The organism is Rahnella sikkimica (genome assembly GCF_002951615.1).
GTDB classification, from domain to species: Bacteria; Pseudomonadota; Gammaproteobacteria; order Enterobacterales; family Enterobacteriaceae; genus Rahnella; species Rahnella sikkimica.
In genome coordinates this window covers 2,928,120-2,943,747 of sequence record NZ_CP019062.1, presented here as the reverse complement: position 1 = coordinate 2,943,747, position 15,628 = coordinate 2,928,120, and the positions used below count along the sequence as shown (strand labels likewise).

Genomic DNA, 15,628 nt, shown 5'->3' with positions numbered 1-15,628 from the left:
TCTGCATTCAGGGTGAAATAAAAGAAGGGATGCAGTACCGGCTGCATCCCGACAGGCTTACTGGTGGCTGACGACCACCAGACGGATCGCATCCAGACGCCAGCTGGCGTCGTTCAGATTCGCCAGTACCTGTTTACGGTTTGAGTCTACCGATTCCAGTTCGTCATCGCGAATGTTCGGGTTCACTTCTTTCAGCGCCTTCAGGCGATCCAGTTCCTGAGTCAGTTGCTCGTCCGCTTCGACTTTCGCCGCTTCAATCAGCGCACGCGCCTGCTCCGCAATTTCTGCTTCAGCCTGTTGCAGCATGGCATGAACGTCCTGCTGCACGGCATTCACCAGCTTGCTGGAGTTATGACGGTTGATGGCGTTCAGCTGGCGGTTAAAGCTTTCGAACTCCACCTGCGCAGCCAGATTGGTGCCTTTGCGATCCATCAGCATACGCACCGGCGTCGGTGGCAGGAAGCGGGTCAGTTGCAGGTGTTTCGGTGCCTGACATTCAACCACATACACCAGTTCTGCCAGCAACGTACCGACCGGCAGCGCTTTGTTTTTCAGGATCGACACCGCACAGCTCCCGGTATCACCGGACAGGATCAGATCCAGACCGTTACGCACAATCGGATGTTCCCAACTGATGAACTGCGTATCTTCACGCGACAGCGCCTGTTCACGGTTAAACGTGACCGTACAACCGTCTTCCGGCAAACCCGGGAAATCCGGCACCAGCATATGATCAGACGGCGTCAGAACGATCAGGTTATCGCTGCGATCGTCCTGATTGATGCCGACGATATCGAACAGGTTCAGCGCGAAATTCACCAGATTGACGTCGTTATCCTGCTCGCCAATTTCTTTCGCCAGCAGCTGCGCACGTTCGCCGCCGTTGGAATGCATCTCCAGCAGACGGTCGCGGCCATTTTCCAGCTTCTCTTTCAGTGCGTCATGTTCCGCACGGCATTTGAGAATAAAGTCGTCCAGGCCTGCCTGCTCAGCCGGTGTGGCGAGGAACGCAATCAGCTGATCGTAAGCGCTGTCATAAATCGTCCGGCCGGTCGGGCAGGTATGTTCGAATGCATCCAGACCTTCGTGGAACCAGCGAACCAGCACCGACTGCGCGGTTTGCTCGAGGTAAGGCACCATGATGTCGATATCGTTTTGCTGGCCGATACGGTCCAGACGGCCAATACGCTGCTCGAGCAAATCCGGGTTGAACGGCAGATCGAACATCACCATTTTGCTGGCGAACTGGAAGTTACGGCCTTCGGAGCCGATTTCAGAACACAGCAGAACCTGCGCGCCTTCTTCCTGAGAAGCGAAGTACGCGGAGGCGCGGTCACGTTCGATGATCGACAAACCTTCGTGGAACACGGCGGCGCGGATCGCTTCGCGTTCACGCAGAACCTGCTCCAGTTGCAGTGCGGTGGCGGCTTTGGCGCAAATCACCAGCACTTTTTCGTCACGGTTGGCGGTCAGAAAACCGAGCAGCCATTCCACGCGCGGGTCGAAGTTCCACCAGGTGGCGTTTTCGCCTTCGAATTCCTGATAAATCTGCTCCGGATACAGCATGTCGTGTGCACGGGCTTCGGCGGTTTTCTTCGCGCCCATGATGCCCGAGACTTTAATCGCGGTCTGATACTGCGTCGGCAGCGGCAGTTTCACCGAATGCAGATGACGATCCGGGAAGCCTTTCACGCCGTTACGGGTGTTACGGAACAGCACGCGGCTGGTGCCGTGGCGATCCATCAGCATGGAAACCAGCTGTTTCGCGGCGGCTTCGTCACCTTTATTGGCGGCGGTCAGCAGCGCGTCGGTGTCAGCATTGCCGACGCTTTCGCCCAGCAAGGCCAGCGCTTCCGGCGTCAGCGGCTCTTTGTTGAGCAGCAACGTTACGGCATCAGCGACCGGCTGATATTGCTGTTGTTCTTCGATGAATTCTTCGTAATCGTGGAAACGATCCGGATCCAGCAGACGCAGACGCGCAAAGTGACTTTCCTGGCCCAGCTGCTCCGGCGTGGCGGTCAGCAGCAGGACGCTTGGGATTTGCTGAGAAAGCTGCTCGATAACCTGATATTCGCGGCTCGGGGCGTCTTCGCTCCACACCAGATGGTGCGCTTCATCGACGACCAGCATATCCCAGGACGCATCGGACAACTGCTCGAGGCGTGACTTGTTGCGGCGGACGAAATCAAGCGAACAGATCACCAGTTGCTCGGTTTCAAACGGGTTCGTCGCTTCATGCACGGATTCGGCATAGCGGTCGTCATCAAACAGAGAGAAACGCAGGTTGAAGCGGCGCAGCATCTCAACCAGCCACTGATGTTGCAGGGTTTCAGGCACCACGATCAGCACGCGTTCGGCGCGGCCGGACAGCAATTGCTGATGAATAATCATGCCGGCTTCGATGGTTTTACCCAGACCCACTTCATCGGCCAGTAAAACGCGCGGCGCATGACGCTGACCGACTTCGTAAGCGATGTGCAACTGGTGCGGGATCAGGCTGGCACGCATACCGCGCAGGCCGCCGAATTCCAGGCGGAACTGTTCGCGCTGATATTTACGTGCACGGAAACGCAGGGCAAAACGATCCATACGGTCAATCTGACCCGCGAAGAGGCGATCCTGAGGTTTGCTGAACGTCAGTTTGCTGTCGAGCAGCACTTCACGCATGGCAACGCCGGTTTCTTCCGTATCCAGACGGGTACCGATATAGGTCAGCAAACCTTTGTCTTCAATGACTTCGTCGACTTGCAGCTGCCAGCCTTCGTGGCAACTGATGGTATCACCGGGATTGAACATCACGCGGGTGATCGGGGAATCATTTCGGGCATACAAACGGTTTTCACCGGTGGCGGGGAAAAGCAGGGTAACCATGCGCACATCCAGCGCAACCACGGTACCTAATCCTAATTCGCTTTCCGTATCGCTTATCCAGCGTTGACCCAATGTAAACGGCATAATCTCTCTCTGTGTTATTTGCTCTGTATACGATAACTGCGGCAGCGACGGCGCATTGCTCGCTATGCCTCTGATAATGCTTGGGCAATAGTTTTCTTTTCCCGTCAGCAGGCGGGAAGTGATTCACTGTGTGAGGATGTTTCAGAAATGGGAAAGGGCGCTATGGTAATGGAAGGTAAGCGATTCGTCACCTTAGAATCACATCCGCAGCGCCTTCTTTTGCTTAAAATAGCCCCATCTGACCTGTAATGAGTGTAGCAAAATCGTCATGAAGGAAGGGCAAAATGCCGTCGGCAACCGGTTCCAGCTGGCGTTCGATGTAGTGATCGTAATCGACCGGTGACTGGCGGTTCTCCAGCGGCTCCGGCCCGGAGGTGGTCATTACATAGCTTATCCACCCGCCATTCTGGTACTGCTTTGCGCGGCCATGCTGCACATTGTACTCATCTGCCAGCCGGGCGGCGCGGACGTGCGGCGGCACATTTTTTTCGTAATCACTGAGCTTGCGGCGCAGGCGTTTGCGGTACACCAGCTTGTCGTCCAGCTCGCCATTGAGCGTGCGTGCGACATAATCGCGGACATAATCCTGATACGGTTTCTGATGGAAAATACGCTGATAGAGTTCCTGCTGAAACTCCTGCGCCAGCGGCGTCCAGTCGGTACGCACCGTTTCCAGCCCCTTATAAACAATGTGTTCGCCGTCGGCATCTTTCACCAGACCGGCATAACGCTTTTTACTGCCGGTTTCGGAACCGCGGATCGTCGGCATCAGAAAGCGTTGATAATGCGTTTCGAATTCCAGTTCCAGCGCGCTTTCCAGCCCGTATTCCTGCTGTAAATGCTGCTTCCACCAGACGTTCACCTGCTCCACCAGACGGCGGCCAATCACATCAGCGTCTTCCTGCGTATGCGCTTTGTTGAGCCAGACAAAGGTCGAATCCGTATCGCCATAAATCACCTGATAGCCTTCGGCCTCGATCAGCTCACGGGTCTGGCGCATGATGTCGTGCCCGCGCAGCGTAATAGAAGAAGCAAGACGGGGATCGAAGAACCGGCAACCGCTCGAACCGAGCACGCCATAAAAGGCATTCATGATGATTTTCAGCGCCTGCGACAGCGGTTTGTTCTTGTGTTTTTTCGCGGCTTCGCGCCCCTGCCAGATCTGATTGACGATTTCCGGCAGACAATGTTTTTCCCGCGAGAAACGAGCGTTGCGATAGCCGGGAACAGAATGTTCGTCATCAGGTTGTTGCAGGCCAGCCACCAGACCGACCGGGTCGATCAGAAACGTGCGGATAATCGACGGGTACAGACTTTTGTAATCCAGCACCAGCACGGAATCGTATAAACCGGGGCGGGAATCCATCACAAAACCGCCGGGGCTCATTTCACCTTCCAGCTCGCCCAGATTCGGCGCGACATACCCGGCGCGGTGCATACGCGGTAAATAAAGGTGGGTAAAGGCGGCAACTGAACCGCCACTGCGGTCGGCGGCCAGACCGGTCACCGACGCGCGTTCAAGGAGAAACGGCATCAGCTCGGTTTTGGCAAATATGCGTGTCACCAGCTCGCAGTCTTTCAGGTTGTAACGTGCCAGCGCGGGTTTGTTTTCACGAAAGCGTTGCTCGATTTCGGCCAGACGCTGATACGGGTTATCGCTGGATTTCCCTTCGCCTAATAAACTTTGCGAGACGAATTCCAGACTGAAAGAATTGAAGTTCCAGAAGGCGGATTTAAGGGCTTCGATGCCGTCGATAATCAGGCGGCCTGCGGCGGCGGCAAAGAAATGCCCTTGTTTAAAACCGTGCTCGCGCCATTCCAGTTCACCGCCGCCGCGCCCGAATTTGAGCGGGATTTTGTAGCGGTCGGCATGTTTTTGTAAAACGCGCAGATCGAACTGTATGACGCTCCAGCCGATAATCGCATCCGGATCGTAAGTTTCCAGCCACTCGTTGAGTTTTTGCAGCAATTGCGGACGGCTGTCGACGTATTCCAGAGTGAAATCGAACTGACTGTCCGGGTCACCATTCGGCGGCCCGAGCATATACACGTGGCGCTGCCCGCAGCCTTCCAGCCCGATGCAGTACAACTCACCGTTGCCGCTGGTTTCGATATCCAAAGAACAGAGTTTCAGCGGCGGGCGGTATTCCTGCGCTGGTTTCATCTTCGTCTCAAGCAGCAGATTGCCCGGCCCCGGTTTGCCGCTGAACCACACCGGTGCGGTGATATAACGCTCCATCAGAAAACGTTCCGGCGGGCGGATATCCGCTTCATAAACCCTGACGCCGTTCTCTTTTAACCGCTTTTCTATGCGCATTAACTGCCGGTGCTGCGGACAATACAGGCCGAGAACCGGCCGGGAATGGAAATCCTGCAACGGCAATTCGCGCAAACTGACATTTTTTTCATCAGTCAGCAGAGGCTCAACCTGCGCGCGCTGTTCCGCCGGAATAAAGGCCACCGACTCCTGCAACGGCAGACGAACTTTCTGCGGGCCGTCGTCGGTCGCCAGCCACAATTCTACTTCCGTGCCACGCGGCGTGTCGCGCCAGTGGCGGGTCAGCACGAATCCCTGACGCGGCGACGTGTCAGTGGTGCGTGCGGAGGAAGGAGCGGATTGTGCGTTAATAAGCGCCTCGGGAGCAGAATAAAAAATCAATCACAGAGTATGGTTATTTATACAGTCTTTGTCCACGACTCTGGATTCTGCCAAATGCGCATACAATTACTGGGTTGACGACAATACTTCAGGCACTGACAATTCAGCCGCTTGATGTTTTGACTACAATCAAAGTTCAGAAAACTGACACTCGTCTCATTTTTTATCCGTACTGATGCTCTGTGCCTTTTGCGTCACAATTACTGGGAATTTATGGAAGCCTATTTACAACATCTGGTCGCTCAGTCGGTGGGCTTTGCTTTAATTATTGTCGCCGTGGTGGCTTTTTTCGAATCGCTGGCGCTGGTCGGGCTGATTTTGCCCGGCACCGTGATGATGGCGACGCTCGGGACGCTGATCGGCAGCGGTCAGGTCGGCTTGTACGAAGCGTGGCTGGCCGCCGGGCTCGGTTGCTTCTTCGGCGACTGGGCATCTTACTTCATCGGACGGCGTTTCAAAGAACCGCTGCATCAGTGGAAATTCCTGCAACGCTATCAGTCATTGCTCGATAAAACCGGGCACGCCCTTGACCGTCACAGCTTTGCGACGGTGATTATTGGCCGCTTCATTGGCCCGACGCGTCCGCTGGTGCCGCTGGCTGCCGGTATGCTGAATTTGCCGCCGTATAAATTTGCGCCGCCGAATATCATCGGCTGCATCACTTGGCCGCCGGTCTATTTCTTGCCGGGAATTCTGGCAGGCGTCGCGATCGACATTCCGAGCGGCCACAACAGCGCGGTCTTCAAATGGATGCTGTTTGCGGCCTTCGTGCTGATCTGGCTGAGCGCCTGGCTTCTCTGGCGCTGGTTCCGTGCCGGAAAAGCCGCGCCGGATGCGATGACAAAATGGTTACCGCTGCCGCGCCTGCGTGTGGTTTGCCTGCTGAGCCTGGTTGCGACGGTCGTGAGCATCGTGATGCTCAGCAAACAGCCGATGATGCCGGTTTACGGGCATCTGCTGTGGAAAGTGATTACCCGCTGACGGGCCGGATGCCCAGCACTTTGGCTTCAGGCGCGGTGCCATCGGCCAGCGCCTGCGTCGGACCATCGTAGAAAATCCGGCCATCCACAATCAGCAAGGTGCGCGGCGCAATCCGCGCCGCATCGTCCAGATTGTGCGACACCATCAGCAGCGTGAGATTGCGCTGCTCACACACATTATCCAGCAAACTCAGCATTTCGCTGCGCAGCGCGGGATCGAGTGCGGAAAAGGGTTCGTCGAGCAGCAAAACCGGCTGACTGCGTAACAGGCAACGCGCCAGTGCCACGCGCTGACGCTGCCCGCCGGAAAGCTGCGACGGCAGACGTTCCAGACAATCTTCCAGCCCGACCTGCCGGGCGATGTCCTCTAATGCCTGCTTTTGCTGCGCGCTGAGTTTCAGCCCCGGATGCAGTCCCAGCCCCATGTTCTGGCGCACGGTCAGGTGTGAGAACAGATTGTTTTCCTGAAACAGCATCGACACCGGACGTTTCGCCGGGGGCGTTGCGCTGTGATCGGTACCGTTCAGTAAAATTTGCCCGCTGACCGGTGTCAGAAAACCCGCCACCAGGCTGAGCAGGGTACTTTTCCCCGCGCCGCTCGGGCCAAGGATCGCCACACGTTCACCCGCTGCGATGCGCAAATCAAAGCGCATCGGCAAATGCTCGTACAGGTAAGTCAGTTTATTCAGCGTCAGCATGGCGGCCCGGTAATTTTTCAATCAGGGTAAATAACAGGAAGCATAGCAGCAGGAGTAAAAGCGCCGTGACCGCACCGTCCTGGCTGCGATAAGACCCTATCTGCTGATACAAATAAAACGGCAGCGTGCGGAAATTCTCATTGCCGAACAGCGCAATCACGCCGAAATCCCCGAGCGACAGCACGCAGGCGAACGCCAGTGCTTGCGCAATCGGGCGTTTCAGCGCGCTGAGTTCCACGCGGCGCAACCGCTGCCAGCCGTGCATATCCAGCGAAAGGCACAGCGGATTGTAGCGTTCGGCCACGTCGCGCATCGGGTTATCCAGCACTTTTAAGGCGTAAGGCACGGCCATCAGCGCGTTGGTTAAAATGACCAGCGGCCACGGCGATTGCGGTAATCCGATGGTGTCACCGAGCAGCAGGAAAAAGCCGGTTGCCAGCACGATGCCCGGCATCGCGAGGATCAGCATTCCGCTGAGATCCATCGCCTGCGCCCAGCCATTTTTCTGGCGTAAACGCAGCTCACGGCTGCTCCACAGCAACATCATCGTCAGCAGCACGCACAATAATCCGCTGCCCAGCGCGATACGGACGGACGTCCACAACGCCTGCCACAGCGTGGGCTGTTGCAACACGCTGATGGCGGCGTGATTCACACCATCGAAAATCACGGCCAGCAGCGGCGGCAGGATCAGCAGTAAAGCCAGACCAATCAGCAGGCCGTCGGTAAGGCGGCGCAGCGAAGAATCGTCAGGATTACGCCAGCGCTGCGCCTGCGTTTGCCCGACCGGCAGCGCCTGACTCAGTTTCTGGCTGAGCAAGACCAGCGCCAGACAGCAAAAAAGCTGGATCAGCGCCAGCGTGGCGGCGCGGCCTAAATCATAGTCGTAACTCAGCGCCTGATAGATCGCCAGCTCGATGGTGGTCGCCTGCGGACCGCCGCCAAGCGAAAGCACGGTCGCAAAGCTGGCGAAACACAGCATAAAAATCAGCGCCGCCGCCGGGAAAATCTGGCGACGCAGCGCGGGCCATTCGACAAAGCGAAACTGCTGCCACGCGTTCATCCCCAGCTGAGCCGCCAGCTGGCGCTGCTCAACCGCGATATTTTCCAGTGCCTGCAATAAAAGACGGGTCGCCATCGGCAGATTGAAAAAGACGTGCGCCAGCAAAATGCCCTGTAAGCCATACGGCGAAAAATGGTAATCCACGCCCAGCCAGCCGCAAATCTGCGCCAGCCAGCCCTGTCTGCCGTACACACTGAGAATGCCGAAAACGGCGACTAAAACCGGCAATACCAGCGTCATCGCGCACAAGCGTAATAAAAGCTGACGGCCGGGAAAACGGCGGCGGAAGAGGGCGCGGGCCAGCAAAATGGCGGGCAGCACCGAGCAGATCGCCGAAAGCAGCGCCTGCCAGAAGGTGAAGCGGATGACGTGCCAGAGGTACGGATCCTGCCACGCAGACGCGCCGCTCATTTGTGGCGCATGACGCCACAACGAGCCTAATGCCAGCACGGCGACCCCTAGCATCGCCAGTGATGCCACCGCGCCAGGCCATAGCCAGCGGGGGATCAACGGCTGACGGCGTTCTGCCATGCCTGGATCCATTCGCTGCGGTGAGAAGCCACATCCTGTGCGCTGTATTGCAGGGATTTCGCCGGTACGGTCAGCTGTTTGAAGGCATCAGGCAATGGCGTGCTGATCACCGGATACATCCAGTTGCCGGTCGGAATGACTTTCTGGAAAGCTTCGGTGGTGACGAATTTCATGAACTGTTCAGCCAGTTTCGGCTGTTTGCTGCTGGTCAGCTGACCTGCGACTTCCACCTGCATGTAATGACCTTCGGTGAAGTCAGCGGCGGCATAATTGTCTTTCTTCTCTTCGACAATGTGATACGCCGGAGAAGTGGTGTAGCTCAGCACCAGATCGCTTTCGCCTTTGAGGAACAGGCCGTAAGCCTCGCTCCAGCCTTTGGTGACGGTCACGGTTTTCACCGCCAGTTTTTGCCACGCTTCCGGGGCTTTATCGCCATAGACTTTTTGCATCCACAGCAGCAGACCCAGGCCCGGCGTGCTGGTGCGCGGATCTTCGTAAATCACTTTCCATTTCTGGTCGCTGTTGATCAGCTCATCGAGGCTTTTTGGCGGATTTTTCAGTTTGTTTTTGTCATACACGAACGCGAAATAGCCGTAGTCGTAAGGCACAAACGTCGTGTTACTCCAGCCGCCCGGCACCGTCAGTTTGGCATCGGTTTTCGGCGCTTTGGCAAACAGGCCGGTTTGCTCAGCGGCCTGCAACAGGTTGTTATCCAGCCCGAGAACCACATCAGCTTTGCTGTTTTTACCTTCCATCCGCAGACGGTTCAGCAGCGACACGCCATCTTCCAGCGCGACATATTTCAGTTCGCAGCCGCACTGTGCCTCAAAGGCTTTTTTGATGGCCGGGCCGGGGCCCCAGTCGGCAGAGAAAGAGTCGTAGGTGTACACCGTCAGGACGGGTTTTGCAGCAAAGGCAGGTGCAGAAAGTAACAGCAGGCAGGACAATAATTTTTTCAACTTTGCGCTCCAAAAAAGAAAAGGGGCAAAGGATTTTGAGTGAGCATCGCACAGTCTCAAATCCCTCCGCCGGGGTTAACCGGATCAGGTTCGACGGGTATACTCTCAGCCTTTTAAACGTGCTGCGCGTGTGTTGATCGGGCGTCGTGCAGTGCTCGAAATGCTCACGTACTGTGTGTACGCTCCGCTTTCTGTGCGCTGGACTTCACCCGCTGAACACGCGCTCGCGGCGTTTAAAGATCGAGTTCATTCTTTTTTAAAAGAAGTCACTCTGGCACCCCGTTGAGAACGGATGTCATTCTAGAGATTAACGGCGCAATGCGATAGTCCGATTAGCTGTCGGGAGGCGCGAACCAGGCAGATTTGAAGTCGAACCAGCCGAGGGTGTTCATCCGCACGCCGCGCATACTGCGTTGACCTTGCAGGACAAGCCAGTGGTGAAACAACGGATGGATATGGTGTGTGGCGACCTGTTTCTCGCTCCATTTTGCCATCGACAGCTTGCCGTCGTGCCATAACGCGACATCCTCGGCCAGATCGTAGCCGAAACAATGCGCCGTGAGCGGCAGTTCAAAGAACGTCGCAAACAGGGAAAATTCCAGCGGTAACGTGAAGTTTGCGCTGCCGAGCCACAGATCACTGTGCGCATCGCCGCGGTGCCAGACGGCGTAATCCACGATCTGAATGATCAGTTCGATCCCTGCCGAAGCGAGTATTGGCCGCAGCGCGTTACAGATGGCGTGATGTTCAGAATGCTCGCTGTAAAACGTCAGCGTTATCTTCGTCAGATTTTCGGGTTTTGCCCGACGTGTTTGAAGCGCCTTGTGATGCCAGCGCGGCAGCAGGCCGTATGCCGGCGACCAGTAGCGCTGATAGATTGGCTCTGCGGCATTCAGTAAAGCTATCGGACTCAGTAAATCACACAGCCAGGCCCGTATTTCATCGTTCTGACCGAGGGCCGAGCGCTGGTCGAACATCAGGAAATAGCAGCCTTCCTCCAGGCGGCTTTCAAGCTCACTTTTGCCGGATTCATCGGCCTGAAGCTGGACGCCGGAATGCACCAGTTCTTCGGTGAGTTCTGGTAAAACCCAGATGTTGACCTCGTCGATCAGCGCCCGAAATCCAAAATATTCGTCAAACGCGCGGATCCGCAACTGTGTTTTCTGATTTCGTACCACGGCATACGGGCCGGTTCCCACCGGATGACGGGCAAAATCGGGCAAAGACTCCCACTCCTGCGGCAGGATCGTGGCGTGAATATTCCCTAACAGCCACGGCAGCCAGCGATCGGGCGCGTTCAGATGGATGTCGATGACGTTGGGCGTCGGTGATGTCACAGACGCGAGATTGCTGAACAGCCGGTGTGACTGCATCAGGCGGGTAAAAGTGCTGATGATATCGGCCATCTCCAGCTCACGGCCATGATGAAAATGAATCGCCGGACGCAGATAAAACCGCCAGTGCAGCGGAGTGATTTCCTGCCAGTGATGCGCTAAATCGCCTTCCGTTTCCCCTTTTTCCTCATTTATGCGTGTCAGCCCGCTAAAAATCTGCCGTGCGATATGCGTTTCAGAGCGGCGGAGCATACTGCCGGGTAACAGATTAAACAGCGGGCGATAATACAGGACGCGCAGAATATGTTTGCCCTGGCGGAAGCTGCGTCCCAGTTGGGATAACAACATCTGGCGGACACTGCTTTTGTCGCCAACCAGTTGTACCAGCTGATCGATATGATCCTGCTCAAGCAGTTCTTCCGCCCGCTGTTGCTGGAGTGCCAGCCCGGTGTACAAAAAGGTCAGTTTTGAGCGCTTACCGCGTCCGGCCTCTGCATCCCAGTTCAGCCAGCCCTGTTCCTGCATGGTGTTGAGCAGTGACCGCATATGCCGCCGCGAACAGTTCAGGATTTCCGATAAGGCCTGCAAGGTGGTCTCGGTTTCTTCACCGTGGCAGCTTTGCCACAATCTGATGAACTGCTGTTGCAAACGGGACGAGGTCATAAAAGAGGAACTCCGCAGGAAATCTCATCAATTTATCTTTCCTCATATTACCCCGATACTGATCACCAACGAAAGCCCGTCATGAAGGTCAGGAGGTCATCATGAAAAACGCTCTTACTGCCCGTTTCTACCAACGCTATTTCTCCGCCATCAGCAGGAATGCGGCCAAAAATCATGCTGACTGGCTGTCCTGGGTTCCGGTGGAATACCGTTTAGACATTCTCTCCCGCCTGACGCAGTGGGACATCGCCTCGCAGAATGATGAGCAATACCGCCGGCATTTATAACCCGCAGTCGCGGCCAGATTCGATTTTCTGAGTAATGGTGTAATGTCACCAGCCAGTGGGGTAACCCACTGGTTTTTTTCTATTGATTATCCCCTTCACACTTCGAGCCGCAGATGCGTTGGCCGCTCTTGCTCACCCGAATCACTGGCTCATGTCAGCTCATCGGGATTCGCGCGTTTGACGCCTTCCTGCAACTCGAATTGTTTTGGGTATACACTGTATGTTTCGTTGTAAGACTTTCATTTCTCAGGGATGGCGTTATGTCTAAACCTCGTATCAATGCAATTTATGTCACCTTTCTGGTGGTGTCCTTGCTGTGTGGTGTCGCGGGCGCATTGCAGGCGCCGACGCTTAGCCTGTTTCTGACCAACGAAGTGAAAGTCCGCCCGCTGTGGGTCGGTTTCTTTTATACCGTCAACGCGATTGCCGGGATTGCGATCAGCTTTCTGCTGGCTAACCGTTCGGATAACAAAGGCGATCGCCGCAAATTGCTGATGTTTTGCTGCCTGATGGCGATCGGTAACAGCCTGGTGTTTGCTTTCAGCCGCGATTATCTGGTGCTGATTACCGTCGGGGTTTTGCTGGCGGCCATCGGGAATGCGGCAATGCCGCAGCTTTTTGCGCTGGCGCGTGAGCACGCCGACCGTTCATCCAGCGAAGTCGTCATGTTCAGCTCGATGATGCGTGCAATGCTCTCGCTGGCGTGGGTGCTGGGGCCGCCGTTGTCGTTCATGCTGGCGCTGAATTACGGTTTTACGCCGATGTATCTGAGTGCGGCCGCCGTGTTTGTCGGCAGTATTCTGATGATTGCGTTTTTCCTGCCGTCCGTGCCGCGTCTCGAACAGCCTGTGGATGAAAAAGTCGCGCCGGTCAGCGCGTGGCGGAACAAAGATGTGCGTATGCTGTTTTTCGCGTCATTGCTGATGTGGACGTGCAATATCATGTACATCATTGATATGCCGTTGTATATCACCAGTGATTTGGGTTTGCCGGAAGGGCTGGCGGGCTTGCTGATGGGAACAGCGGCGGGCCTGGAAATTCCGGCCATGCTGATGGCGGGCTATCTGGTCAAACGCTTTGGTAAACGCAAACTGATGCTGTACGCGGTGGCGAGCGGGGTGATTTTCTATGCCGGTCTGGTGGCGTTCCCGTTCAAAGCCGCGCTGATGATCCTGCAACTGTTTAACGCGATTTTCATCGGTATCGTAGCCGGTATCGGGATGCTGTATTTTCAGGACCTGATGCCGGGGCGCGCCGGTTCGGCGACCACGTTATTCACCAACAGCATCTCGACTGGCGTGATCTGCGCCGGTTTGCTTCAGGGCGTGATCGTGGAGAACTTCGGGCATTATCCGGTTTACTGGGTGGCGACCATTCTGGTGGTTCTGGCGCTTGGCCTGATGTTTAAAGTCAAAGACGTCTGACCGCACTGAAAAGAAAAACCCGCGAAGTTCGCGGGTTTTTTTACGCCTGATGCACAGTAATCAGTGCATAAATGCAGGCTGATTTTTTTCGTAGCTGGAAATGTTTTCTTCGTGCTGCAAGGTCAGACCGATGCTGTCCAGACCGTTGATCATGCAGTGACGGCGGAAGCTGTCGATAACAAACGGATAGCTTTTGTCACCGGCTTTCACGGTTTGCGCTTCCAGATCCACTTCGAACTGAATGCCTTCGTTGTCTTTTACCAGCTGGAAAAGCTCGTCGACTTCCGCTTCGCTCAGCGTGATAGGCAGCAACTGGTTGTTGAACGAGTTGCCGTAGAAGATATCGGCAAAGCTCGGCGCGATGACCGCGTGGAAACCGTAGTCGGTCAGCGCCCACGGCGCATGTTCACGGGACGAGCCGCAACCAAAGTTTTCGCGCGCCAGCAAAATACTCGCGCCTTTGTAGCGCGGTTTGTTCAGCACGAAATCCGGGTTAGGTACCTGACCGGCGTCGTCCAGAAAACGCCAGTCATTAAACAGGTGCTGGCCGAAACCGGTACGGGTCACTTTCTGCAAAAACTGTTTCGGGATAATCGCATCGGTATCGACGTTTGCGGCATCCAGCGGAACCACCAGACCGATGTGTTGGGTAAATTTAGCCATGGTGTTTTCCTCAGTTCAGTTCACGGACGTCAGCGAATCGGCCGGTGACCGCCGCCGCAGCAGCCATTGCCGGGCTGACCAGATGCGTGCGTCCGCCACGGCCCTGACGGCCTTCGAAGTTACGGTTGCTGGTAGACGCGCAACGCTCGCCCGGTTCCAGACGGTCGTTGTTCATCGCCAGACACATCGAGCAGCCCGGCAGACGCCATTCAAAACCGGCTTCTATGAAAATCTTATCCAGACCTTCTTCTTCCGCCTGCGCTTTGACCGGGCCGGAGCCTGGTACCACAATTGCCTGCACGCCGGTCGCCACTTTGCGGCCTTTGGCCACCGCTGCGGCTGCGCGTAAATCTTCGATGCGTGAGTTGGTGCAGGAACCGATAAAGACTTTGTCGATCGCGACGTCGGTCAGTTTAATGCCCGGCTGCAAATCCATGTACGCCAGTGCTTTTTCAGCGGAAGCGCGTTCAACCGGATCGGCAAACGAAGCAGGATTTGGGATCACCTGATTGACCGCCATCACCTGACCCGGGTTGGTGCCCCAGGTCACCTGTGGGGCGATTTCTGCGGCGTCCAGTGTCACGATGGTGTCGAACTTCGCGCCGTCTTCGGTTTTCAGGGTTTTCCAGTATTCTACCGCAGCGTCCCAGTTCTGATCTTTTGGCGCAAACTGACGGCCTTTCAGATAAGCAAACGTGGTTTCATCAGGCGCAACCAGACCGGCTTTGGCACCCATTTCAATCGCCATGTTGCACAGGGTCATACGACCTTCCATGCTCAGCGCTTCAATCGCTTTACCGCAGAATTCCACCACGTGGCCGGTACCGCCCGCGCTGCCGGTTTTACCGATAATCGCCAGCACGATGTCTTTCGCCGTAATGCCCGCAGGCGCGTCGCCGGTGACTTCAATTTTCATGGTTTTCGCGCGGCCCTGTTTCAGGGTTTGCGTCGCCAGAACGTGTTCAACTTCAGAGGTGCCGATACCGAAAGCCAGCGAGCCAAACGCGCCGTGCGTGGCGGTGTGGGAGTCGCCGCAGACGATGGTCATGCCCGGCAACGTCATACCCTGCTCAGGGCCGATGACGTGAACGATGCCCTGGAACGGGTGGTTCAGGTCATACAACTGCACGCCAAATTCCGCACAGTTTTTGATTAATTCCTGCATCTGGATGCGCGCCATTTCGCCGCTTGCATTGATGTCTTTGGTTTGCGTGGACACGTTGTGATCCATAGTCGCAAAGGTTTTTCCCGGCTGGCGCACAGGACGACCCATCGCGCGCAGGCCGTCGAATGCCTGCGGAGACGTCACTTCGTGAACCAGATGGCGGTCGATGTATAACAATGGCGTTTCGTTTTGCGCTTCGTAAACCACGTGAGCATCAAACAATTTTTGGTACAGAGTCTTGGCCATG

The 15,628-nt window shown here is 56.0% G+C and carries 11 protein-coding genes; 3 read left to right on the top strand and 8 right to left on the bottom strand.

What is annotated here, in order from left to right:
- Positions 1–57: 57 nt before the first annotated feature.
- Both rapA and BV494_RS13615 read right to left on the bottom strand, forming a co-directional pair.
- Positions 58–2,955, bottom strand: coding sequence for an RNA polymerase-associated protein RapA (gene rapA, locus BV494_RS13620; RefSeq protein WP_104923363.1), 2,898 nt, complete (start codon positions 2,953–2,955; stop codon positions 58–60).
- A 223-nt stretch (positions 2,956–3,178) separates the two neighbouring features.
- Entirely contained in the window at positions 3,179–5,584 is a 2,406-nt protein-coding gene (locus BV494_RS13615; RefSeq protein WP_104924800.1) for a DNA polymerase II, read from the bottom strand.
- A gap of 243 nt (positions 5,585–5,827) precedes the next feature.
- Between BV494_RS13615 and BV494_RS13610 the strand changes: the two genes are divergently transcribed.
- Positions 5,828–6,595, top strand: a complete 768-nt coding sequence (locus BV494_RS13610) for a DedA family protein (RefSeq protein ID WP_104923362.1) — start codon at positions 5,828–5,830, stop codon at positions 6,593–6,595.
- Here the strand turns inward: BV494_RS13610 and thiQ are convergent.
- The 4 genes from thiQ to sgrR all read right to left on the bottom strand — a co-directional run bounded on the left by thiQ (position 6,585) and on the right by sgrR (position 11,842).
- The gene (gene thiQ / locus BV494_RS13605) at positions 6,585–7,292 is read right to left on the bottom strand and encodes a thiamine ABC transporter ATP-binding protein ThiQ (protein WP_104923361.1); all 708 of its coding nucleotides are present in this window, start codon (positions 7,290–7,292) and stop codon (positions 6,585–6,587) included. The two genes, BV494_RS13610 and thiQ, sit on opposite strands and share 11 nt — an antisense overlap.
- Complete coding sequence (gene thiP, locus BV494_RS13600; RefSeq protein WP_104923360.1) at positions 7,276–8,886, bottom strand: thiamine/thiamine pyrophosphate ABC transporter permease ThiP; 1,611 nt, start codon at positions 8,884–8,886, stop codon at positions 7,276–7,278. Before thiP ends, thiQ begins: the two co-directional genes overlap by 17 nt.
- Complete coding sequence (gene thiB, locus BV494_RS13595) at positions 8,862–9,845, bottom strand: thiamine ABC transporter substrate binding subunit (RefSeq protein WP_104923359.1); 984 nt, start codon at positions 9,843–9,845, stop codon at positions 8,862–8,864. Before thiB ends, thiP begins: the two co-directional genes overlap by 25 nt.
- A 332-nt stretch (positions 9,846–10,177) precedes the next feature.
- Positions 10,178–11,842, bottom strand: a complete 1,665-nt coding sequence (sgrR, locus tag BV494_RS13590; protein WP_104923358.1) for an HTH-type transcriptional regulator SgrR — start codon at positions 11,840–11,842, stop codon at positions 10,178–10,180.
- A gap of 101 nt (positions 11,843–11,943) precedes the next feature.
- Here sgrR and sgrT point away from each other — a divergent pair, with 101 nt between their 5' ends.
- Together sgrT and BV494_RS13580 are read left to right on the top strand one after the other, a co-directional pair.
- Positions 11,944–12,129, top strand: coding sequence for a glucose uptake inhibitor SgrT (gene sgrT / locus BV494_RS13585; RefSeq protein WP_104923357.1), 186 nt, complete (start codon positions 11,944–11,946; stop codon positions 12,127–12,129).
- 260 nt (positions 12,130–12,389) lie between these two features.
- Complete coding sequence (locus BV494_RS13580; RefSeq protein WP_104923356.1) at positions 12,390–13,553, top strand: MFS transporter; 1,164 nt, start codon at positions 12,390–12,392, stop codon at positions 13,551–13,553.
- Positions 13,554–13,613: 60 nt separating this feature from the next.
- Here the strand turns inward: BV494_RS13580 and leuD are convergent, their stop codons facing one another.
- Both leuD and leuC read right to left on the bottom strand, forming a co-directional pair.
- A complete protein-coding gene (leuD, locus tag BV494_RS13575; RefSeq protein ID WP_104923355.1) occupies positions 13,614–14,216 on the bottom strand; it encodes a 3-isopropylmalate dehydratase small subunit in 603 nt (200 codons plus the stop codon).
- A gap of 10 nt (positions 14,217–14,226) precedes the next feature.
- Positions 14,227–15,627, bottom strand: a complete 1,401-nt coding sequence (gene leuC / locus BV494_RS13570) for a 3-isopropylmalate dehydratase large subunit (protein WP_104923354.1) — start codon at positions 15,625–15,627, stop codon at positions 14,227–14,229.
- Between the last annotated feature and the right edge of the window lies 1 nt (position 15,628).

What these genes read in the sequence shown, in the direction of transcription:
- rapA (WP_104923363.1), bottom strand. Translation starts at nt 2,955, where the DNA reads ATGCCGTTTACATTGGGTCAACGCTGGATAAGCGATACGGAAAGCGAA.
- BV494_RS13610 (WP_104923362.1), top strand. Translation starts at nt 5,828, where the DNA reads ATGGAAGCCTATTTACAACATCTGGTCGCTCAGTCGGTGGGCTTTGCT.
- thiQ (WP_104923361.1), bottom strand. Translation starts at nt 7,292, where the DNA reads ATGCTGACGCTGAATAAACTGACTTACCTGTACGAGCATTTGCCGATG.
- thiP (WP_104923360.1), bottom strand. Translation starts at nt 8,886, where the DNA reads ATGGCAGAACGCCGTCAGCCGTTGATCCCCCGCTGGCTATGGCCTGGC.
- sgrR (WP_104923358.1), bottom strand. Translation starts at nt 11,842, where the DNA reads ATGACCTCGTCCCGTTTGCAACAGCAGTTCATCAGATTGTGGCAAAGC.
- sgrT (WP_104923357.1), top strand. Translation starts at nt 11,944, where the DNA reads ATGAAAAACGCTCTTACTGCCCGTTTCTACCAACGCTATTTCTCCGCC.
- BV494_RS13580 (WP_104923356.1), top strand. Translation starts at nt 12,390, where the DNA reads ATGTCTAAACCTCGTATCAATGCAATTTATGTCACCTTTCTGGTGGTG.
- leuD (WP_104923355.1), bottom strand. Translation starts at nt 14,216, where the DNA reads ATGGCTAAATTTACCCAACACATCGGTCTGGTGGTTCCGCTGGATGCC.
- leuC (WP_104923354.1), bottom strand. Translation starts at nt 15,627, where the DNA reads ATGGCCAAGACTCTGTACCAAAAATTGTTTGATGCTCACGTGGTTTAC.